The organism is Cronobacter malonaticus LMG 23826 (assembly GCF_001277215.2).
Taxonomy (GTDB): domain Bacteria; phylum Pseudomonadota; class Gammaproteobacteria; order Enterobacterales; family Enterobacteriaceae; genus Cronobacter; species Cronobacter malonaticus.
Map to the genome: position 1 here is coordinate 412,551 of NZ_CP013940.1, position 25,556 is coordinate 438,106.

A 25,556-nucleotide genomic window follows, 5' to 3' on the forward strand; every position below is an offset into this window, starting at 1 on the left:
AGCGAAGCCACAAAAGTTTATGTATCTATCGTTTGTTGCTTACAAAAATGTGAATCCTGCCAGAAAAACGGGCAGGGAAACCGGAATCGCTTCACAGATAGCGGAACAAGACGCAATGCGATATAAAAATCATATCGATAAAACAAGGTGTTAAATCCGCAGCCGGGACGGACTGCGAAACGAGAAAGAGGTGGATGACAATGTTAGAACAGATTTGCCAACTGGCGCGCGAAGCCGGCAGTGCCATCATGGAAGTCTACGAGGGTCACAAACCGCTGGAAGCCACCCAAAAGGTTGATGATTCGCCGGTGACGGCGGCGGATATCGCAGCGCACGCGGTGATTGTCGCCGGGCTAAAAGCGCTGACGCCGCAGGTGCCAGTGCTCTCCGAAGAAGATCCGCCAGGCTGGGACGTGCGCCAGCACTGGCAGCGCTACTGGCTGGTGGACCCGCTCGACGGCACAAAAGAGTTTCTCAAGCGCAACGGCGAATTCACCGTCAATATCGCGCTGATTGAAGACGGTAAGCCGGTGCTCGGCGTGGTCTACGCACCGGTGCTGAATGTGATGTACAGCGCGGCGGAAGGCAAGGCGTGGAAAGAAGAGTGCGGCGTGCGCAAGCAGATCCAGGTGCGCGACGCGCGTCCGCCGCGCGTGGTGATAAGCCGCTCCCACGGCGATAACGCCGAATTGCAGGATTATCTGCAACAGCTCGGCGAACACCAGACCACGTCCGTGGGCTCGTCGCTGAAGTTCTGCCTGGTGGCGGAAGGGGAGGCGCAGCTTTATCCGCGCTTCGGGCTGACGAATATCTGGGATACGGCGGCAGGCCACGCCGTGGCGGTCGCCGCCGGGGCGCAGGTTCACGACTGGCAGGGCAAAACGCTCGATTACACGCCGCGTGAATCGTTCCTGAACCCCAGCTTCCGGGTCACTATTTACTGAGTAACTGTTGCAGCAGGTTCATGACCTGCTGCACTTCTTCCTGCGTCAGGCCGCCATCTTTCGCGTACCGTACGCGCCCGTCTTTATCCAGCACCACAATCGCCGAGCTTCCCGGCTCCAGCTGCCAGGCTTTTTGCGCCACGCCGTTGCTGTCGACGATAAACTGCGACCACGGATACTGCTGTTTATTGCTCTCAATGCTGTTGCGAACAAACATGCCGGTACCGGGAATGGCGTCGTCGCTGTTCACAATCGTTGTGGTCTGGTAGCGGTCGTGCGGAAATTTCGCGGCTTTGATGGCTTCAATCAGCCCCGCGTTTTTCTCTTTCGCCGAGGTGCGTCCGGCAATATGTTGCAGCACTCGCACTTTTCCAGGTAACTGCGCGCTGTTCCAGTTTTTGTAGCTAAACTGATCTTTATCCAGCATCAGTTCGCCTTTGTCGTTAATGCCGATGGGCGGCACGCGGTCGTTCTCTTTGAAATTGTGTGCCGAGGCCATCAGCGGCAGCAGCAGGCAGCTTAGCGCCAGCATTCCGCGCAGGGTCATAGGTGGCTCCTTCTTCAATTTTGCAGGTGATCGGACCACTTGGGCCCATTGCTTTTTAGCTTAATTGTTAATTTTCTGTTTTCACGCAACCAGAGTGCCAGTTTGCGGGCGAACGCACAGAACCCGTGAAAAAAAGTGGCATTCTCCTGCGCTCCTTCGAGTTTTGAAAAGAATATTCTGAAAGAATGTAATAAAAGCGTAAATAAAGTCAGGCAGAGTGGGTGCTCCCGAACTTCTGGTCTATAGTCATCTGGCAACAAATTTTGCGTCTTAATCATGATGGTCCAAATGTGGTACCACGAGGGCGTAATTCAGCAGGAGAGAACAATGAAAATTTTCCAACGTTACAACCCGCTTCAGGTGGCGAAGTACGTGAAGATCCTGTTTCGTGGACGGTTGTATATCAAGGATGTTGGCGCTTTCGAGTTCGATAAAGGCAAAATCCTCGTCCCGAAAGTGAAGGACAAACAGCACTACTCCGTCATGTCCGAAGTCAACCGTCAGGTTATGCGCCTCCAGACCGAGATGGCGTAACGACAGCGTTGTATGTATGCAGTAAGACAAACGGCCCCGATGGGGCCGTTAGTGTTTTGAGGCTCAGGCGGCGTTCTGCTCGTCTGGCAGTTTAGGCGTCAGCACACCCGGCTTGTTGTCGATGCGCGTCACCAGCAACTGGTCGATGCGGTAGTTATCGATATCCACCACTTCAAACTTATACCCGGAGAATTTCACCGCGTCGGTGCGTTTCGGGATCTTGCGCAGCATAAACATCATAAAGCCGCCGATGGTTTCGTAGTTGCCGGACTGCGGGAACTCGTCAATATCCAGCACACGCATGACGTCGTCGATCGGCGTGCCGCCGTCAATCAGCCAGGAGTTCTCGTCGCGCGCGACGATCTGCTCTTCCAGCCCCTGACCGACCAGGTCGCCCATCAGCGTGGTCATCACGTCGTTCAGCGTGATAAGCCCCACCACCAGCGCATACTCGTTCATGATAACCGCGAAGTCTTCACCGGCCGTTTTGAAGCTTTCCAGCGCCTCGGAGAGCGTCAGCGTATCCGGCACGATAAGCGTGTTGCGGATCTGTACGCCGCTGGTCAGCGCCAGGCTCTGGTTGGCCAGCACGCGGTTCAGCAGGTCTTTGGAATCGACATAACCGATGATGTGGTCGATATCCTGATTGCAGACCAGGAACTTGGAGTGCGGATGCTCCGCCACTTTGTTCTTCAGGCTCTGCTCATCTTCATGCAGATCGAACCAGACGATGTTTTCGCGTGAGGTCATGGAGGACGGCACGGTGCGCGACTCCAGCTCAAACACGTTTTCGATAAGCTCGTGCTCCTGTTTGCGCAGGACGCCCGCGAGCGCACCGGCTTCCACCACCGCGTAGATATCATCAGAAGTGATGTCATCTTTGCGCACCATCGGCAGCTTGAAGATGCGGAAAATCACATTCGCCATGCCGTTAAAGAACCACACCAGTGGGCGGAAGATGAACAGACAGAAACGCATCGGGTTGATGATGCGCAAAGCCACGGCTTCTGGCGCAATCATACCGATGCGTTTCGGGGTCAGGTCGGCAAAGAGAATGAACAGGCTGGTGACGAGCGTAAAGGAGAGGATAAAGCTCACCTGCTCGGCGGCCTCAGGGGAAATAAACCGCACCAGCAGGGTGTAGAACGCCGGAGAAAACGCCGCATCACCCACGATACCGCCAAGAATGGCGACGGCGTTCAGGCCAATCTGCACCACGGTAAAGAAGGTGCCGGGGTTTTCCTGCATCTTCAGCACCCGTTGGGCGTTGATGTTGCCGTCATCGGCCAGCAGCTTGAGTTTGATTTTACGGGAGGCGGCAAGTGAGATCTCGGAAAGCGAGAAAAAGGAGCTGACGCCAATGAGACAAAGTATCAGTAAAATACTGTTTAACATATCTTATCCAGCCATCGCCGGATCCTCGGAAGGGAAGTTGATTATTGTGTGAAAACACGGTGAACGCAGGTCTGTAGAGAAGGAGGCCTGCAAATTCAAAGGGTAGTATAGCGTAAGCCCCTGCGGGGCTGCCAGAGGGCTTGCGCAACGGGTGAAGAAAGCGCCCGCCGCGCGGAGAAGCGGCGGCGGGGCGAAGTATCAGATTTCTGGCGTGGTCTTATACGCCGAGAGCATCAGCAGCAGGTTTTCTTTAGTGCCGGCGGGGTTGAACGTGTAGTTATTGTTCTTACGGTCACCGCCGATATACCAGGCGATCTCGGTTTTCCCTGCGGCCAGCGCGGCCCGCACGGCTTTATCGACATCCACGTAGCGATAGTCCCGTTCCTTTCCGGTATACATAATGCCATCGGAGAGGTAATTACAGCCCGGGCGGTTATTCCACGTCACCGTATGCTCATCCCACTTCGTGTCGGTCGGATAGAAAAACACCTGATCGGCGCCGTCGGCGTTTCTGCCGCCGTAGATACGAACCTCATATTTAAACAGCGCCGCGTCAGCCTCTGAGTAACCTTCCGGCAGCGGCGGGATGGTGAATTTTACCAGCGACATGATCTCTTTATTAGCGGTGCGCCCGCCGTTGCGCCAGTCATCCTGGACCTGCAACACGGTGTCGTCACCAAAATTGCGGCCCGGCTCCGCGCTGCTGACATACGTATCGGCGCTGGCGCGCGTGTAGCTGAACGGCACTTTCACACCGCAGTCCATATTGTTATTCATACACTCGTCGGTCATAAACTGCGCCGACTCCACCGACCAGCCGTTCATAAAGTCGCCGTGCGCGGTGTAGATGCTGCCCCATTTTTCTATGCGCGTTTCGCCATCCATCTGCGGGTCCATCGACAGCTCGATTTTTGCGGTATCCAGTGAGGTGATTTGCGGCAACACCCAGGCGACGTTCATATTGACCGTCGGGATCTTCACCGGAAATTCCGCCGGACACGCGCCCGCGTCGTTCGTATAGGTGGCGTTCATCCTGCCACGTACTGGTTTGAGGTTGACGCCATCCCAGCAGTTCGGGAACTGGATGCCGATATTAACTGCACCGCGTCGCCTTTTTCGCGCAGCCCGCACACTTCGCCCGCCGTATTGGTATAACCCTTGCCGTTTCCGCACAGGAACGTGATACGCCGGTTCGGGCCGGTACCGTGGTGATCGCCCGCCAGCAGTTCCAGCCCGAGCGGGAAGGGCGTCAGCGGATATTTATCGACGTTGGTGCTCTGGTAATAGGTTTTCTGGTAGGCGGGCTTCACGATCTGCCCATCGGGCAGTTTCATGGTGGGTGCCCACCAGGCGGAGCTGTCCGCTTTGTTGTCGCAGGTGGTTTCCGGCTGATTTCGCAGCCGGACATAGTCGGTATAAGCGTCGGTATGGGTATTGCCGAAGAAGTCATGCAGCATGGCATGGTTCGGCATACCGTACATCATGATGGCGTCGTCGCCTGCGGTGTGATGATAAGCGCAAACCGCGTGCGCCTGGGGGCCAGCCCAGGCGGAAAAAGCGCTAAGACCGGTAATTACCGGGATCAACGAGCGTAACAGCGTGGTGGGTTTCATGGTATGTCTCCGTAACCAGGGTCGGTTGAGGCATACCACGGGCGCGCTGCTTAGCGCCTCTCATCACTTATCACAAATCCAGATAAAACGATGAATGATAAATTGTTACGCTTCAGGCGGCAGGCAGACCCCGATGCCGCCGATGCCGCAGTAGCCGTACGGATTTTTATGCAGATACTGCTGATGCTCGTCTTCGGCGTAGTAGAACGGTTTTGCCGGGGCGATTTCCGTGGTGATGTGGCGATAGTCGCCTGCCGCCTCCATCGCCGCGCGGAACCGTTCGAGGCTCGCCTGCGCTGCCGCTTCTTGCTCAGGCGTTAGCGGGTAAATCGCCGAACGGTATTGCGTCCCGACATCATTGCCCTGACGCATGCCCTGCGCCGGATCGTGGTTTTCCCAGAACACCTGCAACAGCTGTTCGTAGCTGATGACTTTCGGGTCATACACCACGCGTACCGCTTCGGCGTGTCCCGTCTGGCCGCTGCAGACTTCGCGGTAGGTCGGGTTTGGCGTATAGCCGCCGGTATAGCCCGCCGCGGTGCTGTAAACGCCCGGCAGCGCCCAGAAGAGCCGTTCGACGCCCCAGAAGCAGCCCATCGCGAACAGCGCGACCTCCATCCCTTCCGGCACATTGGTCATTGAGTGGCCGGTCACGGTATGTAATGCCGCTACCGGCATACGTGTGTTACGTCCCGGTAGTGCTTCTTCTTCTGTAATCATCTGTTTCTTATCAAAAAAACTCATGGCGCCGACCTCCTGAAAAATGTTGCGCGTGCAAATTCTCGCCTGCAGTTGTCACGAAGCGGCTCTTTGCCCACAATAAACCTCTTAAATGCGACTAAATTAAACATAAGAAATATTTGGGTGATCGTCTTCATTTCAACTCCATTTACCGGAGTTTTATCAGGCCGCGGAGCGGCATCAGGTTTCCTCCCAGGGGTGGGAATAAGGGATATTCAGGAGAAAACGTGCCATTAATCCGTAACTTGTGCTGGGCCACGCTGCTGGTGGCGAGCGCCTCGACCGCTGCGCCCGTCCGTTTGCAGGTAGAAGGGTTGACCGGCGCGCTGCAAAAAAACGTCCGCGCTCAGCTTTCCACGATTCAGACGGATGAAGTCACGCCGGACCGCCGCTTTCGCGCGCGCGTCGATGACGCCATCCGCAACGGGCTGAAAGCGCTGGGCTATTACGAGCCGACTATCGATTTCGAACTGCGCGAACCGCCGCCGGGCGGGCGTCGCCAGGTGTTGCTGGCGCGGGTTAACGCGGGCAAACCGGTACTTATCGCCGGCACGAATGTGATTCTGCGCGGCGGCGCGCGCGACGATAAAGAGTATCTGGCGCTGCTGAAAAAGCGCCCCGCTATCGGCACAGTGCTGAACCATAACGACTATGACAGCTTCAAAAAGGGGCTGACCAGCCTGGCGCTGCGCCGCGGTTATTTCGACAGCGAATATAAAAAAAGCCAGCTTGGCGTTTCGGTGGAGCGCCGCGAGGCGTTCTGGGATATCGACTACGACAGCGGTCAGCGTTATCGCTTCGGCGATGTCACTTTCAGCGGCTCGCAGATCCGCGAAGAGTATCTGCAAAACCTCGTGCCGTTTAAAAAGGGCGACTATTACCAGTCAAGCGACGTGGCGGAGCTGAGCCGCCGTTTATCCGCGACCGGCTGGTTTAACTCGGTCGTCGTGGCACCGGAATTTGAAAAATCCCGTAAGACTAAAGTGCTGCCGCTGCGGGGCGTGGTCTCGCCGCGCATTAAAAATACCGTCGAAGTGGGCGCAGGCTACTCGACTGACGTCGGACCGCGTCTTAAAGCGAGCTGGCGCAAGCCGTGGATCAACTCTTACGGCCACAGCCTGACCACCTCGGCCAGTATCTCCGCGCCGGAACAGCAGCTTGATTTTAGCTACAAAGTACCGCTGCTGAAGAACCCGCTGGAGCAATATTATCTGGTGCAGGGCGGCTTTAAGCGCACCGATCTCAACGATACCGAAGCCGACTCCACCACGCTTGCCGTTTCCCGCTACTGGGATCTCACAAGCGGCTGGCAGCGCGCTATTAACCTGCGCTGGAGTCTGGATCACTTTACCCAGGCCAACGTCACCCATACCACCATGCTGCTCTATCCTGGCGTGATGTTAAGCCGCACCCGTTCGCGCGGCGGCCTGATGCCGACCTGGGGCGATTCACAGCGTTATTCCATCGACTACTCTGACTCCGCCTGGGGCTCGGATGTCGATTTCGTGGTGTTGCAGGCGCAAAACGTCTGGATCCGCACGCTCTATGACAAGCATCGCTTTATGGCGCGCGGCAACCTTGGCTGGATTGAAACGAACGATTTCGATCGCGTGCCGCCGGATCTGCGTTTCTTCGCGGGCGGTGACCGCAGCATCCGCGGCTATAAATACAAATCGATTTCGCCTGAAAACGACGACGGTAAGCTGACCGGTGCCTCAAAACTCGCCACCGGTTCGCTGGAGTATCAGTACAACGTGACCGGAAAATGGTGGGGCGCGGTGTTTGTTGATTCCGGCGAAGCCGTCAACGATATCAAACAAAGCAATTTCAAAACCGGCGCGGGCGTCGGGGTGCGCTGGCAGTCGCCGGTCGGGCCGATTAAGCTCGATTTCGCGGTGCCCGTTGGCGACAAAGAGGAGCATGGTTTGCAGTTTTACATCGGTCTGGGGCCTGAATTATGAGTCGTATGAAAAAAATCAGCCTCGCCGTTCTTGCCGTTATTGTGCTGCTTATCGCGACCGTTGGCTTTCTGGTGGGCACCACGACGGGTTTACACCTGGTTTTCAACGCCGCTAACCGCTGGGTGCCGGGGCTGGATATTGGCCGCGTCACAGGCGGCTGGCGCGACCTGACTATTACCTCGTTGCGTTACCAGCAGCCGGGTGTGGACGTTAACGCCGGCGAAATCCATCTTTCCGTGAAGCTCGCCTGCCTGCGTGACAGCAGCCTGTGCGTGAATGATTTCTCGCTGAAAGATATCAACGTGGTCGTCGATACCAAAAAAATGCCGCCTGCGGAGAAAGTGGAAGAAGAAGAGAGCGGGCCGCTTGACCTCTCCACGCCGTACCCAATCACGCTGAGCCGGGCGGCGTTGCATAACGTCAACATTAAAATCGACGATACGCTGGTGTCGGTGATGGATTTCAGTTCGGGCCTCGCCTGGGAGAGCCGCAACCTGACGCTCAAACCGACCTCTTTACAGGGGCTGCTGATTGCGCTGCCCAAAGCGGCGGACGTGGCGCAGGAAGAGGTGATCGAGCCGAAGGTGAATAACCCGCAGCCGCAGGAGAAACCGCTCGGCGAGACGCTGCGCGAGCTGTTCTCTAAGCCTGTGCTGCCGGAGATGGCCGATGTGCATCTGCCGCTCAACCTGACGGTGGAAAATTTTCATGGCGAACAGCTGCGCCTGACCGGCGACACCGATATCACGGTCAGTAATCTGCTGTTGAAAATCAGCAGCGTGGATGGCGTTACGAAGCTCGACACGCTGGATATCGATTCGAATCAGGGCACGGTTAACGCCACCGGCAGCGCGGAGCTACGCAACAACTGGCCGGTCGATATTACGCTTAACAGCACGCTGAACGTGGAGCCGCTCAAAGGCGAGAAAGTGAAGCTCAAAGTGGGCGGCGCGCTGCGCGAGCAGCTGGAGTTCGGCGTGAACCTTTCCGGCCCGGTGGATGTGGTGCTGCGCGGGCAGACGAAACTTGCCGAAGCGGGGCTGCCGCTCAATCTGGATATTACCAGCGAGCAGCTCTACTGGCCGCTGACTGGCCCGAAACAGTATCAGGCTGACGATCTTAAACTGAAGCTTTCCGGCAAAATGACCGACTACGCGCTGTCGTTCCGTACCGCCGTGAAAGGCGATCAGCTGCCGCCTGCCACCATTACGCTTGACGGCAAAGGCAACGAACAGCAGATCAACATCGATAAGCTGGACGTCGCGGCGCTGCAGGGCCACACCACGCTGACCGCGCTGCTCGACTGGCAGCAGGCCATTAGCTGGCGCGGCGAACTGGCGCTGAAAGGCATTAACACCGCGAAGCAGTACCCGGAGTGGCCGTCAAAGCTCGACGGGCTGATGAAGCTACGCGGCAGTCTCTATGGCGGCACCTGGCAGCTCGACGTGCCGGAGCTGAAGCTTGCGGGCAACGTCAAACAGAACAAGGTGAAAGTTGACGGGCAGCTTAAGGGCAATAGCTATCTTCAGTGGACCATTCCCGGCCTGCATCTCGAGCTTGGGCGCAATAAAGCGGACGTGAAAGGCGAGCTTGGCGTTAAAGATCTGGCGCTGGATGCGACGATTGACGCGCCGGCGCTGGATAACGCGCTGCCGGGGCTTGGCGGCACGGCGAAAGGACTCGTGAAAATCCGCGGTAACGTTGAGGCGCCGGAACTCAACGCTGACGTCACCGCACGCAACCTGCGCTGGCAGGAACTCTCCGTCGCGCAGGTGCGCCTGCTTGGCGATGTGAAATCCACCGATCAGATCGGCGGCTCGCTGGATCTGCGCGTCGAGCGCCTGGTGCAGGGCGATATTAACCTGCGTCTGATTACGCTTGCGGCCAAAGGCAACGAGAAGTCACACCAGATGGCGCTGCGCGTGCAGGGCGAACCGGTCTCCGGGCAGCTCGACCTGCGCGGCAGCTTCGATCGCCAGGCGATGCGCTGGCGCGGCGAGATTGATAATACGCGTTTCGCCACGCCAGTTGGCCCGTGGGCGTTGAGCCGCGCGCTGACGCTCGACTATCGCGGCCAGGAGCAGAAAATCGCCATCGGCCCGCACTGCTGGCGCAACCCAAACGCCGAGCTGTGCGTGCCGCAAACCATCGATGCGGGCGCGACCGGCCGGGCGCAGGTGAACCTCAACCGTTTCGATCTCGCCATGATCAAACCGTTTATGCCGGAAGAGACCCAGGCGAGTGGGCTTTTCACTGGTAAAGCGGATGTCAGCTGGGATACGACCAAAGAAGGGCTGCCGCAGGGGCAGGTGCAGCTTGCCGGGCGCGGTGTGCGTGTGACTCAACTGGTAAACGGCAATCCGCTTCTGGTGGCGTTCGACACGCTGAACCTGAACGCGGAGCTGCGCAATAACCGCGCGCGGCTCAACTGGCTGATTCGTCTGGCGAATAACGGCCAGTTCGACGGTGATATTCAGGTGGCGGATCCGCAGGAGCGCCGCAATCTTTCCGGCAATATCAATATCCGTAACTTCTCCCTCGCTATTGCCAACCCGGTCTTTTCGCGCGGTGAGAAAGCGGCAGGTATCCTGAGCGCGAATCTGCGGCTTGGCGGCAGTGCGCGTCAGCCGCAACTGTTCGGTCAGATGCAGCTTAACGGTGTGGATATCGAAGGCAACTTTATGCCGTTCGATATGCAGCCAAGCCAGCTTGCCATGAACTTCAACGGGATGAGTTCGACGCTACAAGGCGTGGTGCGCACGAAGCAGGGCGAAATCGCGCTGGACGGTAACGCCGACTGGAGCCAGATCGATAACTGGCGCGCCAGAGTGGCGGCGCGCGGCAGCCGTGTGCGGATCACCGTACCGCCGATGGTGCGCCTGGATGTCTCGCCAGATGTGGTGCTGGAGGCGACGCCGAGCCTGATTACGCTCGATGGCCGTGTGGATGTGCCGTGGGCGCGCATCGTGGTTCACGATCTGCCGGAAAGCGCGGTGGGTGTCTCCAGTGATGAAGTTCTGCTCGATGAAAATCTGAAACCGGAAGAGGAACAGCACGCTTCTATTCCTATTAATAGTAATCTCATCGTTCACGTTGGGAACAACGTGCGGATAGATGCTTTTGGGCTGAAGGCGCGTCTCACCGGCGATCTGAAAGTGGCGCAGGATAAACAGGGTCTGGGCCTGAACGGGCAGATCAACATTCCGGAAGGGCGTTTCCACGCTTACGGCCAGGATCTGCTGGTGCGTAAGGGTGAGCTGCTGTTCTCCGGCCCGCCGGACCGGCCACTCCTGAATATTGAGGCGATTCGTAACCCTGATGCCACCGAAAACGACGTGATTGCCGGCGTGCGCGTGACCGGCGAGACCGACGAGCCGAAGGTGGAAGTGTTCTCCGACCCGGCGATGTCGCAGCAGGAGGCGCTCTCTTATCTGCTGCGCGGGCAGGGGCTTGAGAGCGGCCAGAGCGACAGCGACGCCATGACGTCCATGCTAATTGGCCTGGGGGTTGCACAAAGTGGTCAGGTTGTGGGTAAAATCGGCGAGACGTTTGGCGTAAGCAATCTGGCGCTGGACACCGAAGGGGTGGGCGATTCCTCCCAGGTGGTGGTCAGTGGCTATGTACTGCCGGGTCTCCAGGTGAAATACGGCGTGGGCATTTTTGACTCGCTGGCGACGCTCACGCTAAGGTATCGCCTGATGCCTAAGCTATATCTGGAAGCGGTGTCTGGCGTAGATCAGGCACTTGATGTGCTCTATCAGTTTGAGTTTTAGCAATGCGAATATTTGTCTACGGCAGTTTACGACGCAAACAAGGTAACAGCCACTGGATGACCAACGCCCAGTGGCTGGGCGATTACGACATCGAAAACTACCAGCTCTTCAGCCTGGGGCATTACCCTGGAGCGGTGCCAGGCGAAGGCTCGGTGGTCGGCGAGGTGTATCGTATCGATGCCACAACACTTGCGGAGCTGGATGCGTTGCGCACCGCGCGCGGCGAGTATAAACGTCAGCTTATCCAGACGCCGTATGGCAGCGCCTGGATGTATGTATACCAACGGCCTACAGAAGGGCTGACCCGCATCGAAAGCGGCAACTGGCTCGACAGGTAAACTCGTCCTTCCCTGAAACCACGCTCCGGCGTGGTTTTTTATTATCTGTAGTTTAATTAAAGGTGTTTTTTAATGGATGTTAATTGTCTTTTATTGATTCTGTCGCCGACGGAAATGATAAAAATTGAGTGACCATGAATTGATAAAAAATGTTATTTCTTAAAGCTTTTTAAATTGTCTCGTTGGTGTGTTTTTATTTTATTTTTCAGTCGTTTAAATCAAGCCCACGCATAATGCTAATGCTGTTCTTTTTTTAGAATTTATATCCCTTGCTGCAATCCCGCCGTAATCCTAAAATTCTCGCGAATCCAACGGCTGGTAAATATAAAGAGCACTATATATTAATTTAGTGAATTTTATATTCAATCACGTTGGAAAGAGTTAGTAAGGAACCGTTTTAATTTTACTCAAGGAAATAACATGAAATTCAGCAAAGTTTCTCTGGCAGCGGCAATGGGTTTAATGCTGGCAGCAGGTATGGCTAACGCGAAAGATCAGGGCCACGGCAAAGTCACTTTCACCGGTTCTATCATTGATGCGCCGTGCTCCATTAACCCGGACAGCATCGATCAGACCGTGAAAATTGGTGAGATTTCTAACGTGGCGCTGAAAGCCAATGGCAACACCGGCACTTCCGTACCGCGTAACTTTGAAATCAAGCTGGAAAACTGCGATGTCTCCACGCTGAAAACCGTGAAAACAACCTTCACTGGCGCAGAAGGCGCTATTGATGGTTCTCTGGGTATCACCGGTACAGCAAAAGGCGCGAGCCTGATCCTGACCAACGGTGACGGTGAGCAGATCAAACTGGGCGAAGCGTCTGAAGCGCATGAACTGCAGGAAGGCTACAACACCCTGCTGTTCTCCGCATACCTGCAGGGCGACGGTGCGTCTGCAACCATCACCCCGGGTGATTTCACTGCCGTTGCTGATTTTACGCTGGCTTACGAGTAAGTTTTAGCGTTAGCGGGCAACATACGTCCGCGTAAGCGGACGTATGATTTTTCCCTTCCAGAGACGGATCTCATGACCAGATTCACGTGGTATGCGATGGCCCTGGCCCTCGGAACGGTAGCCTGTTCCGTACACGCATCGCAACAAACCATCATGCTTAACTCCGAATTTGATATGGGGTTAAACGGGCGAGTGAGTATGCAGGGCGCGATTGTGTCTAAAGCCTGCGATATCGCCATGGAGAGTCGTTATCAGTCAATCGAAATGCCGGATGAGTCAGTCAATATTATCAGGCGTACCGGAGAAAGCATTGCGCAGCCGTTTTCGATTCATCTGGTTAATTGCACTTTTGATACTGGCGAGCCAGACAGCGCACCGTGGCAATTCTTACAAATTAGTTTTGATGGTGCTAATGATGATGGACTCTTTCAGGTTAATGGGACAACAGGCGGTGTAGCACTGGAGATTGCCAGTAAAAATGGTGAAGAAATTCATCCTGGGCAGCCACAACCGTATACCGAAATCGCAGGCGACGATATTAAACTGGATTATGAATTACGCCTTAAAGTTAATCACGAAGATTTACGACCAGGCGCTTATTCCTCGATTATTAAATATCGCATCGATTATTTTTAACCAATACCTTTTATTGATGATTGTTTCTGACAGAGATTGCCCGTAAACCGGCAAAAGAGAAATGGCCAGACTACATAATAAACAAGCCACAATATCAAAACTGATCGTGCCGTCAGCATTGGCTTTATGCATCTGCGCGTGTTTACGGACTCCCGCAATGGCTGCGGATGATATTCAGTTCAATACCGATGTGTTAGATGTTAAAGACAAACAAAATATCGATTTAAGCCAGTTTTCAAAGCGCGGCTATATTATGCCGGGCAATTACGATTTCAAAATTAAAATTAACCAGAATGAACTGGAAGAACAGCCGGTCAGCGTATTTACTGCTGAAAATGATAAAACACAATCGGTTGTCTGTTTTACGCCAGAGCAGGTTAAAAAATTCGGTTTTAAAGAAAAATACCTGACGCAGTTCAAAAGCTGGCATAACGGCCAGTGTATAGATGTCATGGCGCTTAAAGGTGTGGAAGTCACGCCGGATCTTGGCAGCGGTATGCTGCTGCTGAGCGTGCCGCAGGCGTACCTGGAATATACCTCAGATGACTGGGTACCGCCGTCAATGTGGGATGACGGTATTCCTGGATTCATTGCGGATTATAACGTCAACGCCCAGGCGCGTCATAACGAAGGCGATCGGAGCGGTGATGATAATTCAGTGTCTGGTAACGGTACTGTAGGTGCCAACTTCGGGCCGTGGCGTCTGCGCGCCGACTGGCAGGCGAACTACGATTCGCAGTCAGAAAACAGCAGCACTCAGAAAAAATGGACGTGGAGTCGGTTTCAGATGTACCGCGCTCTGCCGAAAATGGGCGCGAAGCTGACCGTCGGCGAAGACTACATGAATTCGGATCTCTTCGACAGCGTGCGTTTTGCGGGTGCAAGCGTGGTTTCAGATGACAATATGCTGCCGCCGAACTTGCGTGGTTACGCGCCGGAAGTGACCGGCGTGGCGAAAACCAACGCCAAGGTCACTATTTCGCAGCAGGGTCGCGTGATTTATGAAACGCAGGTGGCGGCAGGGCCGTTTTCGATTCAGGACCTGAACAACTCTGTCGCAGGCGCGCTGGATGTTCGCGTCCAGGAGCAGGATGGCTCGGTGCAGGAATATAAAGTGAACACCGCGTCTATTCCTTATCTGACGCGCCCTGGCAGCGTACGTTACAAAATGTATGCCGGGCAGCCCAGTACCTACGATCACCATAGCGAAGGCAGCGGTTTTGGTTCTGGCGAATTCTCCTGGGGCGTCAGCAACGGCTGGTCGCTTTATGGCGGTCTGGTGGCGAGCCGCAACTACCTGGCCACGGCGCTGGGTGTAGGGCGTGATCTGATGGCGATAGGGGCACTGGCTTTTGACATCACCCGTTCCGGCGCGAAGCTTGATGACGGTGAAGATAAACACGGTCAGTCTTATCGTGTGAGTTATTCAAAGCGCTTTGATGATACCGGAAGCCAGGTAACCTTTGCGGGTTATCGCTTCTCGGAAAAAGACTTTATGAGCTTTAATGATTATCTGAATTATCAGGCAGATAACGGCGATTTTATGCAGAGTAAAGAGATGTATACCGTCTCTTTCAGCCAACAGTTTAAGAGCATTGGGCTGAGCGCATACCTGAACTATTCGCATCAGACCTACTGGAATAATCCGGCGGAAGATCGCTACAGCCTGTCGCTGTCGCGTTATTTCGATATCGGGAAGGTGAAAAACATCAGCGCGTCGCTGACGGCGTACCGCAACAAATTTAACGGTCAAAATGACGACGGCATGTATGTGTCGATGTCCGTCCCGATGGGGGATACCGGCTCTCTGGGTCTTAACTCCTCCTTTAACGGTAATGCCAGTAACCACAGCCTGAGCTATTTCGACAGACTTAAGAATGGCGACAACTACCGCATTGCCGCGGGTGGCAGTGATGATGGCGGTAACCTGAGCGGCTATTACGACCATATGGGCGACCTGGCGGAAGTGAGCGGAAACGTGGATTACCAGCATGGCCAGTACAGTTCAGCAGGGGTCTCACTGCGAGGCGGGATGACGGCGACAGCCAAAGGCGCTGCGCTGCACCGCTCGAATGTCATGGGTGGTAGCCGCGTACTGCTGGATACCGGCGATGCTGCGGATATTCCGGTGCAGGGTTATGCCAGTACCACCACGACCAACCATTTTGGCAAGGCAGTGGTGACGGAAGTCAGTGACTACAGCAAAAACAGCCTGAGCATTGATATCAACCATCTGCCGGAAAACGCAGAAGCGTCTGCCTCGGTAGTCCAGGCCACGCTGACCGAAGGGGCTATTGGCTATCGCAAGTTTAATGTGATTTCCGGCATCAAGGCGATGGCGATTATTCGTCTCGCGGATGGCAGTTTCCCGCCGTTCGGTGCCAGCGTAATGAACGCCGAAAAACAGGAGGTCGGCATCGTCAATGACGAAGGCCAGGCTTACCTGAGCGGCCTGAAACCGGGCCACAAATTACAGGTTAACTGGAACGGTGCCACGCAGTGTGTCGTCACGTTGCCAGAGAAACTGCAAGGGACGAGCGAGAACGGAAATCTGCTGTTGCCGTGCCATTAAGGCACGGCGGTAAACCGATTAACTAAAAGGTCATTCATAATGTTCACCATGAAAAAAACGGTTTTCGCAGCTGCGCTGGCACTGACTGGCGTACTGACAACCCAACAGGCTTTTGCGGCTATCGCCCTCGATCGCACCCGTGTCGTCTATAACGGTGGTGAAAAATCAATTAGCCTGAGTATCAGCAATGAAAACAAAAATCTGCCTTATCTTGCACAAGCCTGGATTGAGGATGCGCAGGGTAACAAGATTACATCGCCACTGAACGTGTTGCCGCCGGTACAACGTATAGAAGCAGGCGCGAAAAGCCAGGTAAAAGTACAGGCCTCTCCTGCGCTGGCGTCTCTGCCGCAGGATAAAGAAACCCTGTTCTATTTTAACCTGCGTGAAATCCCGCCCCGTAGCAATAAACCGAACACGCTGCAAATCGCGCTGCAGACCCGCATCAAGCTGTTTTATCGCCCGGCGGCTATCGCATTGGATCAAACCGAGGCGGCGACAGGAGACTGGGTGGAGAAAGTCACACTGACGCGCCAGGGTGATAAATTTGTCGTGAATAACCCAACGCCGTATTTCCTGACTATTGTTGAAGGCGCGGCCAGCATTAAAGGCAAAGCGGTAGCTTTTGAGCCGGTGATGGTCAGCCCGAAAGGCAGCGCGACGATTGAAGCATCTGCGTCTCTGTTCGGCAATAGTCCGGTACTGACCTACGTCAACGATTACGGCGGCCGCCCGCATCTGCAGTTCAGCTGTAACGGTGCCTCCTGCACAGCGAAGCTGCTGAAAGAGAAAAATTAACCGGACGGCAAAGGAATCGTGATGAAAAGGATTACTCAACTGATTGTGGCGGGTGTCACGCTCACCGTCATGCTGCCCGTGTTTGCAGATGAATCTGTTTCTGCCGATGGTGGCGAACTCTATGTACACGGTGTACTGCGTGAAAACACGTGTCGGCTGGAGATGGATTCCGCCTGGCAGGATGTCGATCTCGGTGACACCGCGCGTGCAGAGGTCAGCCTGGTCGGTAAGCAGGCGAAGCCCGTTACCGTTACGCTCTACCTGCGTGACTGCCCGCAGATCCCGACGCGCAGCGCCAACATTACGCCGCTGACGCATTCTCGCAGCTCGCAGCAGCCTGGGTATCAGGCGCGGTTTGTCGCAGCGACAGATGCCTTTAATCCGGACCTTATTCAGGTCACCGGGTCTTCCGGCATCGGGTTACGTCTGAAAGACAGCCGTGGACAGACGGTAAAAATGGCGCAACAGGGAGACACAGTACTGTTAAACCCAGGCCAGGACAGCGTGACCTATACGCTTCAGGCTGAGCGTACCGCTGCCGCTTTTGTACCAGGGCCTTACCATGCGCTGATCCAGTTCAGCATGATGTATCAGTAAGGATAAACATGACGATTTATAAATGGTGTGGAGTTGCCTTACTGCTTGCCTGTTGCAGCAGCAGCGTTTTTGCAGATGAGAACTCTGTATTAATCACTGTCAGCGTCACCATTAATACCGCACCATGTGAGATTAATAACAATCAAAACATCGATGTTAATTTTGGTGACAATGTAATTACCACCGATGTTATTGCTGGTCTGGTAGAAAAGGTAATCAATTATACGCTTGACTGTAGCAATGCTGATACTGCAAAAACTTTAAAAATGCATATAACAGGTAATGGTGCAGATTTTAATAGTGATTTGCTGCAAACCAGTATTCCGGAGCTTGCAGTCAAACTTAAAGCTGATGGTTCCGATTTTCCTCTTAATAGCGATCTTACGCTTGCCTCTACTACAGAAAAACCTGTGCTGGTGGCAGCCCTGGTTGGCAAACCCGGAGCACGTTTACCGACTGGTGAATTTACGGCTGGCGCAACGATGACGGTAGATTATCAGTGAAAATGTTAATAAAAATTCTGGGCCTAACAGTGTTACTACCAGCATGTGCCCTCTGCGCTGAAAATATGTCTTTCCACGGCACGCTGGTGGCACCACCTTGTAAAATTAGTAACGGGCAAACTATTGAAGTCACCTTTGGCAACGATCTGGGTGTCAACAAAATTGACGGCAATAACTACAAGCAACCGATAAATTATACGATAGATTGCGATGCCGGTTATACCGCTAATAATCTGGCCATTGTGGTCGATACTACCAACCCCGCGTTGTTTGATAGTGCTGCGGTGATGACCGATAAAACCGGGCTCGGCATCCGTATTCTGGTAGACAGCCAGCCCGTCACGTTTTCTCAGCATGTAGCGGTCATTAACCCGGCTTCGCCACCGAAAATAGAAGCGGTCCCGGTGCAGGATCAAAGTATCACCCTTACGGAAGGTGCGTTTGAGGCCACGATGACCCTTCGCGCAGATTATCTTTAAGAGGCAATAATGAAACGTAATCATTTTCTGCTGGGGATATTATTTTTTATTACGGTATCAACAAATATTTTTGCTGCCGAGGATAATATACATTTTTCAGGTGCGCTTGTAGCTGAGCCTTGTAAGTTACCGGACGCGGATACTGATATTCATCTGGACTTCGGTACGGTTATTGAAAAATATCTATATCAATACCAGCGAACGAAAAGCCAACCTTTTTCTATTCATCTGAATGATTGTGACCCTTCATTGATGAACTCGGTTAGCGTTATGTTTCAGGGAACAGCTGATACAGAACTTACCCAGATGCTAGCACTTGATACTTCCAGTACAGCAAAGGGAGTGGCTATTGGATTGGAACTTAAGGATGGTACTCCGTTAGCCGTTAACAAGTCTAGTCCTTTTACAGAGCTTACTCAGGGAAACAATACGCTAGATTTTAATGCTTATGTACAAGCGCAGCCAACAACCATCGTCAATAAAACATTAGTTGCGGGCGACTTTACAGCCATTAGTACTTTTATACTGGCGTATCAATAGTCCGAAATTTGGATGGGGAAACCCTCACTATTTTTATTTATGGATTATACGATGCTGTAAAATATTTATTTTACTGAAATGCTAAATTTCTTTATTGCGCCAACGACATTTCATAAGGTATCTCCATGTTAAAGTTTTTAAATTTTAAAGGGGTGGTGAAAATCCCCTTTTTGGTATTGTTGATTTTCCCGGTAGTTAGTATCGCGGGAAAGTGGCCAGTGGCTGTAACCATTAAAAGTGAATACGTAGGTTCTGGTGGAGCAGGTGGCCAAAAATGGCGTTACTATATTACGCAAAGATTGATTGAAGTAGGCAGTTCAGTTGACGTCGTAATGCCAAATAATTATGTAATGCTAACGCATAGACATGATCCTACTGGTAAAGATGAAGTAGGGTTACCATCCGTATATGAAGCAACGGATTCCAAAAAAACTATCAGCCAGATAGCTGTGGATTTATATAATTCTCAAGGGAAAAATGTAACCTATCTTGAACATACAGGATTAGATCCGACAGGAGAAGAATGTGTCGGTTATCTTGTAAACAAAACACATGGTGATTATAGCCCCTGGAGTGGCGCATTTGTTCCTGGAGGGTGTCTCATTGTTCCTCCTGCTGACGATTGGTGCAAGATTACTACGCCAGAAATAGTTCTTGAACACGGGAATATTTTGTTAAAAGACGCAGAGGGGCATTCAGCTCGTTCTAGTTTTAATGTGACATGCGTTTCGCCAACAGCTGTAAAATTTAATTTAATCACTAATGACAACTATGTTTACCTTGATGAAGGAAAGTCTTTAATAACCATTGATGAAAAACCTTTGAATACAAAAATTGATTTGCCAGAAGGAGATTCTACGTGGTCAATAAAGGATATGCTCACAGGTATGACTACTGAAGGTTATCACACCGGTAGCAGTGTATTGGTAATGATGCCGTATTAAGTTATGGATGAAGGTGTAAAATATTTACAACAGGGAAAGGTTCGCCTTTTCCTGTTTTTTATTTTTATAGTTTTAATATTTTGAAAATTAACGCCGATGAAACGTTTCCTTTTTTTACTCCTGCTCTGTTTAACGCTGACCTATATCCCCGGCTCCGGCGGATCAGGTGTCACGCTACCCTATAACCTGACGTTTCTCGGCTGGCTGGGAATTATTCTTTTACTGTTCGCGCTAAATAATCTCTGGCAACAGCCTCAGCGCCAACCGCTGTTATTCTGTGGCGGCCTGTTACTGCTGTTACCCTGGCTTGTCCAGATGCGTGGCAACCCCGGCGTATTCGTGTTGCTGGGTGCACTTCTTCTCTGGCAGTTATTGCTGCGCTTGCCGTTCACAGGCGGCCATAAAAAAGCCATACTGCTGGCGATAGTTATTCTGGCGCTGGCGCAGGCACTTATCGGGTTACTTCAGACTTTCTTCCCCCATCTCGCCATGCAGCTTTATGAGTATAACTGGCTGCGTAATTACGGCCGCCCTTACGGTATTTTCCAGCAGGTGAATCTGCTCGCGAGTTCTCTCGCCTCCGGCATCGGCTGCGGCTTTTTACTGCTGATGCAACAGCGTCTGCGCAGGAATGTGCTGCTCTGTATCTCCGGGCTGAGCCTGCTGACGTTTGTGCTGGTGCTGAATCAGTCCCGCGCTGGCGAAATCGGCACGATATTGATTGTCCTGTGCCTCGCCGCGCTGCTGTGGCGTCAGCACCCGGCGCGCAGCGTGGCGGCGTTAACACTGATGATGATATGCGCAGCGTCAGCCTGGTACATCACGCAGCATACGACGGTGCTGGTTAACGGCATGCCCTATTCACTGGCGCGTGAGTATGCCGGTTCCACTCATGCCCGGTGGCAGATCCTGTGCATCACCTGGCAGATGATCATGGAAAAACCGTGGCTCGGCTGGGGTTATGGCACCTTTGAATATGCGTTCAGCCGCTTTGTGTTGGCGCACCCGGAACAGGGTTACACTTATTCCAGCATCGTCACCCACCCTCATAACGAACTGCTTTACGCCTGGTTCCAGGGCGGCGTGGTGGCGCTTTCAGGAATGCTTTTACTGTTCGCGGGTTGGGTGAAAATCGTCATTGCCGCCTGGCGGCAGGGTCGTGTGCAGTCAGGCTACGCGCTGCTGATTATTCCGCTGCTGGTGCACCTCAATCTGGAATATCCGTTTTACCAGTCGTTTGTGCACTTCGGGCTGTTTATCCTGCTGCTGCGCCTCGGCGTTATCGATAAACCGCATAGCCAGACACAGCGCGCAAAGGTGAGCCTGCGTGTGACGATCGGCGCTGTGGCGCTTGCGCTGCTGGCTTTTAGCCTGACGGCGCTCTGTGCCGGTTATCAGCTCACGATGCTTGAGCGCGGCCATCTGGCGAATTTCCCGCGGCCTGCGCCGTGGTATTTCGCGCTACAGGGCGAACGGGCGGAATTTGATGAAAACGTGTCGCGGCTGATCGACTACAACCACACCCATAACGAAGCCGATCTAGACACATTTATGACCTGGGCTGCGCGCTATTCGCTGCGTCATAACGACAAAAATGTCTGGCAGAGTATGATCGTGATTACGCAATCAAGAGGCGATATCGTCGCCACAGCCCGTCTGCGCACACAGTACAATCGCCTGTTTCCTGTTGTTCAAACCAGCGATTCGCCGTAAATCTGCGCTGTCATAAAACTGCCATAAAAGTTTTAGCGTGACTAATTAACCACTTAACTGTTGCTACCATTTCCACGCCCTGGTTTCCCATAAAGCTCGTATTTTGCAGGCCGATAGATCCGAAGCGCCCCTTTCGGGCGTGCCTACACCATGGGAAACAGAGTATGAAATTAAACCACCTGACAATCGGGCAACGACTCGGTCTGCTGGCGGCGTTGCTGCTCGTCGCGGTGCTTTTTATCGGCATTCGCGGTCTGACTATCAACGCCGACGGGCTTGAGCAAAACAACAATATTATGGCCACGGAAAAGGTGATAGCAGAGAGCATCGACACCGCGCGTAACGCGCAGGTGCAGTTCAAAATCCAGGTACAGGAGTGGAAAAACACCCTGCTGCGCGGTACGCAGGGGCAGGCGGCGTTTGATAAATACAAAGCCGCGTTTGTCGAGCAGAGTGATAAAACCCAGGCGCTGTTAAACCGTCTGGCGACGTTGTTGCCGCAGCTTGGCATGAGCGTGGATGAAGTACACCAGACCATTGCGCTGCATGAAGGGCTGGAAAAAAGCTATCTGGAGGCCATTGCGCAGTACAACATTGCCGATCCGACGAGCGCCCAGCGTGTCGATAAGCTGGTGAGCGGTATCGACCGTGAGCCGACCCGGATGATCGACGAAGTGGTGGCGAAAACGCTGAAGCAGGCGGATGCGCTGACCCGTCAGACCGAAGCGCGCAACCTGTCGCAATATCAGCAGACCCGCACGATGCTGCTGATCACCATGGCGCTGACGCTTATCGCGAGCATTCTGATCACCTTCTGGCTGGTGCGCAGCATCACGCGTCCCCTGGCGCAGGCGGTGACCATCGCGCGTAACGTCGCCGCCGGTGATTTGCAGACCGCGATCACCGTCAGCGGCCGCGATGAAACCGCCGAGCTGATGAGCGCGCTCCAGGAGATGAACGGTAACCTCACCCGCATCGTCTCTGGCGTGCGCAGCGGTACGGAGACCATCGCCACCGCGTCGGCGCAAATCGCCACCGGCAGCCGTGAGCTTTCAGCGCGCAACGAAGCGCAGGCGAGCGCGCTGGAAGAGACCGCGGCGTCAATGGAAGAGCTGACGTCGGTGGTGAAAAACAACGCTGAAAACTCACGTTTCGCGAGCGACATCGCCCGTGACGCGTGTCAGGTGGCCGGGCAGGGCGGTCAGGTGGTCGAGCGCGTGGTGCAGACCATGAGCGAAATCCACCAGTTCTCTACCGAAATCAGCAACATCATCAGCGTTATCGACGGCATTGCCTTCCAGACCAATATTCTGGCGCTCAACGCAGCGGTCGAAGCGGCGCGCGCGGGCGCGGAAGGGCGTGGTTTTGCGGTGGTGGCGGCGGAAGTACGCGCGCTGGCGCAGCGTTCCAGCTCAGCGGCGCAGGATATCCGTAACCTGATTGACCGCTCCGTCAGCCGTATCGACGAGGGCAACAGCCTGGTGAAAGGCGCGGGCAGCGCGATGGAAGATATCCTGAAAAGCGTGCAGCGCGTGAGCGAGCTGGTGGAAACCATTTCGATGGCGAACCGCGAGCAGAGCACCGGTATCGATCAGGTCAATATCGCCGTGACGCAGATGGACGCCTCGACGCAGCAGAACGCCGCGCTGTCGCAGGAATCCGCCGCGGCGGCGCAGTCGATGCAGTATCAGGCCGAGAAGCTGCTGGATTCCGTCAGCGTCTTTCGTCTGGCGGCGCGCCAGGATGAAGCGCTGGCGTAACGCCCATAAAAAAACACCGCCATCGGGCGGTGTTTTTTCATTCGCGGCGAATTACTTCTTCGCGCGTTCGAAAGAGGCGCGGATCTCTTCTTTAGCGGCTTCGGCGTTATCCCAGCCTTCCACTTTAACCCACTTGCCTTTTTCCAGATCTTTGTAGTGTTCAAAGAAGTGGGTGATCTGCGCTTTCAGCAGTTCCGGCAGATCGTTCACGTCTTTGATGTGATCGTATTCTTTAGAGAGTTTGGTGTGCGGTACCGCAACCAGTTTGGCGTCTTCGCCAGACTCGTCGGTCATTTTCAGCACGCCAACCGGACGGCAGCGGATCACAGAGCCAGGCTGCAGCGGGTACGGCGTCGGGACCAGCACGTCAACCGGGTCACCGTCCAGAGACAGGGTGTGGTTGATGTAGCCGTAGTTGCACGGGTAGAACATCGCGGTGGACATAAAACGGTCAACGAACAGCGCGCCGCTCTCTTTGTCCACTTCGTATTTGATAGGATCAGCGTTAGCCGGAATTTCAATAATAACGTAGATGTCTTCCGGCAGATCTTTGCCCGCAGGTACGTTCAGTAAGCTCATGTCTGTTTCCTTAAAAATGTATGGCAAACAAGTGCCAGGTATTATAGCCAACTGCAATGGAAAGTCGTGGACTCTTTTGTTTCACCGGTGAGCCTGCTGCACCTTTCAGCGTTTTCCCATGACACGTTCATCCATAAAGCCAGCTCCATCCTCAATAAATTACTGAAAACGTTTACATTACGCCTCTGGCGACCGTTTTTACGCTAAATATTTTTGCCCGATGCCGCGCTGGCGCTTGCCGCGCCGTATCCCGGCTGGCGTTAAATCCCGCCCCTTCTGAATTTTAACTTTTTCGTTACTTTTTTGAATTGTGATGTAACGCATTCAGTTACATCCACGCTTGTCTATAGTTTCGCCACAGGTGGACTCTTACCCAACAATAACCCTACGAGGATACCCTTATGTGGAAGCGCTTACTTGTTGTCACAGCAGTTTCGGCAGCCATGTCGTCTATGGCACTGGCTGCCCCGTTAACCGTGGGATTTTCTCAGGTCGGCTCTGAATCGGGCTGGCGCGCGGCGGAAACCAGCGTTGCGAAAAGCGAGGCGCAGAAGCGCGGCATTACGCTGAAAGTCGCCGATGGCCAGCAGAAGCAGGAGAACCAAATCAAAGCGGTGCGTTCGTTTATCGCCCAGGGCGTGGACGCGATTTTCATCGCGCCTGTGGTGGCGACCGGCTGGGAGCCGGTGCTGAAAGAGGCGAAAGACGCGGAGATCCCGGTGATCCTCCTCGACCGTTCGATTGATGTTAAAGACAAGTCGCTCTACATGACCACCGTTACCGCCAACAACGTGCTGGAAGGCAAGCTTATCGGCGACTGGCTGGTGAAAACCGTCGCGGGCAAGCCGTGTAACGTCGTGGAGTTGCAGGGCACCGTGGGCGCGAGCGTGGCTATCGATCGTAAGAAAGGGTTTGCCGAGGCGATTTCCAAAGCGCCGAATATCAAGATTATTCGCTCGCAGTCCGGCGACTTTACCCGCTCGAAGGGCAAGGAAGTGATGGAGAGCTTTATCAAGGCCGAGAACAACGGCAAAAACATCTGCATGGTTTACGCGCATAACGACGATATGGCGATCGGCGCGATTCAGGCCATCAAAGAGGCCGGGCTGAAGCCGGGCAAAGATATCCTGACCGGCTCCATCGACGGCGTGCCGGATATTTTCAAAGCAATGGCGGATGGCGAGGCGAACGCGAGCGTAGAGCTGACGCCGAACATGGCTGGCCCGGCGTTCGACGCGCTGGAGAAATTTAAGAAAGACGGCACGCAGCCTCCGAAGCTGACAATTACCGAGTCGGTGCTCTACTTGCCGGATACCGCCAAAGAGATGTTAGAGAAGAAGAAAACGATGGGGTATTGATTGACCGGCGTGACGGGTTTTTGACGTGTTCTTACGGCGGCGGGTGCGCGTTGCTTACCCGCCCTACATATTGCCCGCTCTTTGACAGGTAGGGCGGGTAAGCGCAGCGCACCCGCCACGCCCAGGCAGCGCCATATGAATTTGTAGGGCGGGTAAGCGCAGCGCACTCGCCGTGCCCAGGCGGCGCCATATGAACCTGTAGGGCGGGTAAGCGCAGCGCACCCGCCGTGCCAGCCAACATCACGCTACCCGCGACACGCCGACCTCAGGCCACAGG

22 protein-coding genes and 1 pseudogene are annotated in these 25,556 nt (G+C 54.2%); 17 read left to right on the forward strand and 6 right to left on the reverse strand.

Going from position 1 to position 25,556, the window contains the following annotated elements:
• Window positions 1-200: 200 nt before the first annotated feature.
• Window positions 201-944 (forward strand): 3'(2'),5'-bisphosphate nucleotidase CysQ, encoded by a 744-nt coding sequence (cysQ, locus tag AFK66_RS01950; protein WP_023897942.1) that lies wholly within the window; start codon window positions 201-203, stop codon window positions 942-944.
• On the opposite strand, the gene AFK66_RS01955 is transcribed toward cysQ, so the two are convergent.
• Entirely contained in the window at window positions 934-1,491 is a 558-nt protein-coding gene (locus tag AFK66_RS01955) for a YtfJ family protein (RefSeq protein WP_007778321.1), read from the reverse strand. The genes cysQ and AFK66_RS01955 overlap by 11 nt on opposite strands.
• 327 nt (window positions 1,492-1,818) lie before the next feature.
• On the opposite strand from AFK66_RS01955, the gene AFK66_RS01960 reads away from it, so the two are divergent.
• Complete coding sequence (locus AFK66_RS01960; protein WP_004387562.1) at window positions 1,819-2,025, forward strand: DUF1107 domain-containing protein; 207 nt, start codon at window positions 1,819-1,821, stop codon at window positions 2,023-2,025.
• Between the two features lie 63 nt (window positions 2,026-2,088).
• Here the strand turns inward: AFK66_RS01960 and paeA are convergent, their stop codons facing one another.
• From paeA to msrA, 3 genes and pseudogenes are all read right to left on the reverse strand, one after another.
• Window positions 2,089-3,420: a polyamine export protein PaeA gene (gene paeA, locus AFK66_RS01965; protein WP_023897943.1), complete on the reverse strand. Its 1,332-nt coding sequence runs from the start codon at window positions 3,418-3,420 to the stop codon at window positions 2,089-2,091.
• A gap of 198 nt (window positions 3,421-3,618) precedes the next feature.
• Window positions 3,619-5,033 (reverse strand): annotated as a pseudogene (locus AFK66_RS23135) (CBM96 family carbohydrate-binding protein).
• 105 nt (window positions 5,034-5,138) lie between these two features.
• On the reverse strand, window positions 5,139-5,777 hold the full coding sequence (gene msrA / locus AFK66_RS01975) for a peptide-methionine (S)-S-oxide reductase MsrA (RefSeq protein ID WP_004387565.1): 639 nt from the start codon (window positions 5,775-5,777) through the stop codon (window positions 5,139-5,141).
• A 224-nt stretch (window positions 5,778-6,001) separates the two neighbouring features.
• Between msrA and tamA the strand changes: the two genes are divergently transcribed.
• The 14 genes from tamA (at window position 6,002) to AFK66_RS02040 (ending at window position 23,342) form a co-directional block, all read left to right on the forward strand.
• Window positions 6,002-7,735 (forward strand): autotransporter assembly complex protein TamA, encoded by a 1,734-nt coding sequence (tamA, locus tag AFK66_RS01980; RefSeq protein ID WP_007778311.1) that lies wholly within the window; start codon window positions 6,002-6,004, stop codon window positions 7,733-7,735.
• Complete coding sequence (gene tamB, locus AFK66_RS01985; RefSeq protein WP_032986527.1) at window positions 7,732-11,508, forward strand: autotransporter assembly complex protein TamB; 3,777 nt, start codon at window positions 7,732-7,734, stop codon at window positions 11,506-11,508. The genes tamA and tamB overlap by 4 nt, the downstream gene beginning before the upstream one ends.
• Window positions 11,509-11,510: 2 nt before the next feature.
• Complete coding sequence (locus AFK66_RS01990) at window positions 11,511-11,846, forward strand: gamma-glutamylcyclotransferase family protein (RefSeq protein WP_004387569.1); 336 nt, start codon at window positions 11,511-11,513, stop codon at window positions 11,844-11,846.
• 420 nt (window positions 11,847-12,266) lie between these two features.
• Entirely contained in the window at window positions 12,267-12,800 is a 534-nt protein-coding gene (locus tag AFK66_RS01995; protein ID WP_007778306.1) for a fimbrial protein, read from the forward strand.
• A 72-nt stretch (window positions 12,801-12,872) separates the two neighbouring features.
• Window positions 12,873-13,436 (forward strand): fimbrial protein, encoded by a 564-nt coding sequence (locus tag AFK66_RS02000; RefSeq protein WP_179944221.1) that lies wholly within the window; start codon window positions 12,873-12,875, stop codon window positions 13,434-13,436.
• 61 nt (window positions 13,437-13,497) lie between these two features.
• Window positions 13,498-16,008: an outer membrane usher protein gene (locus AFK66_RS02005; protein ID WP_147573909.1), complete on the forward strand. Its 2,511-nt coding sequence runs from the start codon at window positions 13,498-13,500 to the stop codon at window positions 16,006-16,008.
• Between the two features lie 39 nt (window positions 16,009-16,047).
• Complete coding sequence (locus AFK66_RS02010; RefSeq protein WP_023897949.1) at window positions 16,048-16,806, forward strand: fimbria/pilus periplasmic chaperone; 759 nt, start codon at window positions 16,048-16,050, stop codon at window positions 16,804-16,806.
• A 21-nt stretch (window positions 16,807-16,827) separates the two neighbouring features.
• Entirely contained in the window at window positions 16,828-17,403 is a 576-nt protein-coding gene (locus AFK66_RS02015) for a fimbrial protein (protein ID WP_007778296.1), read from the forward strand.
• Between the two features lie 8 nt (window positions 17,404-17,411).
• Window positions 17,412-17,906, forward strand: coding sequence for a fimbrial protein (locus tag AFK66_RS02020; RefSeq protein WP_007778293.1), 495 nt, complete (start codon window positions 17,412-17,414; stop codon window positions 17,904-17,906).
• Window positions 17,903-18,385, forward strand: a complete 483-nt coding sequence (locus AFK66_RS02025) for a fimbrial protein (RefSeq protein ID WP_007778291.1) — start codon at window positions 17,903-17,905, stop codon at window positions 18,383-18,385. Before AFK66_RS02020 ends, AFK66_RS02025 begins: the two co-directional genes overlap by 4 nt.
• 9 nt (window positions 18,386-18,394) lie before the next feature.
• On the forward strand, window positions 18,395-18,925 hold the full coding sequence (locus tag AFK66_RS02030) for a fimbrial protein (protein ID WP_032968427.1): 531 nt from the start codon (window positions 18,395-18,397) through the stop codon (window positions 18,923-18,925).
• A 125-nt stretch (window positions 18,926-19,050) separates the two neighbouring features.
• The gene (locus AFK66_RS22220; protein ID WP_123948290.1) at window positions 19,051-19,869 is read left to right on the forward strand and encodes a PapG chaperone-binding domain-containing protein; all 819 of its coding nucleotides are present in this window, start codon (window positions 19,051-19,053) and stop codon (window positions 19,867-19,869) included.
• A gap of 96 nt (window positions 19,870-19,965) precedes the next feature.
• Entirely contained in the window at window positions 19,966-21,582 is a 1,617-nt protein-coding gene (locus tag AFK66_RS02035) for a PglL family O-oligosaccharyltransferase (RefSeq protein ID WP_007778290.1), read from the forward strand.
• A 164-nt stretch (window positions 21,583-21,746) separates the two neighbouring features.
• The gene (locus AFK66_RS02040; protein WP_023897954.1) at window positions 21,747-23,342 is read left to right on the forward strand and encodes a methyl-accepting chemotaxis protein; all 1,596 of its coding nucleotides are present in this window, start codon (window positions 21,747-21,749) and stop codon (window positions 23,340-23,342) included.
• Between the two features lie 51 nt (window positions 23,343-23,393).
• Here the strand turns inward: AFK66_RS02040 and ppa are convergent, their stop codons facing one another.
• Both ppa and AFK66_RS23140 read right to left on the reverse strand, forming a co-directional pair.
• Complete coding sequence (ppa, locus tag AFK66_RS02045; RefSeq protein ID WP_004388179.1) at window positions 23,394-23,921, reverse strand: inorganic diphosphatase; 528 nt, start codon at window positions 23,919-23,921, stop codon at window positions 23,394-23,396.
• Window positions 23,922-24,119: 198 nt separating this feature from the next.
• Window positions 24,120-24,245 carry a hypothetical protein gene (locus tag AFK66_RS23140; protein ID WP_007778280.1) on the reverse strand — a complete coding sequence of 42 codons (126 nt, stop codon included), beginning with the start codon at window positions 24,243-24,245 and terminating at the stop codon, window positions 24,120-24,122.
• Between the two features lie 77 nt (window positions 24,246-24,322).
• On the opposite strand from AFK66_RS23140, the gene ytfQ reads away from it, so the two are divergent.
• Window positions 24,323-25,279, forward strand: coding sequence for a galactofuranose ABC transporter, galactofuranose-binding protein YtfQ (ytfQ, locus tag AFK66_RS02050; protein ID WP_012123718.1), 957 nt, complete (start codon window positions 24,323-24,325; stop codon window positions 25,277-25,279).
• Window positions 25,280-25,556: the final 277 nt, after the last annotated feature.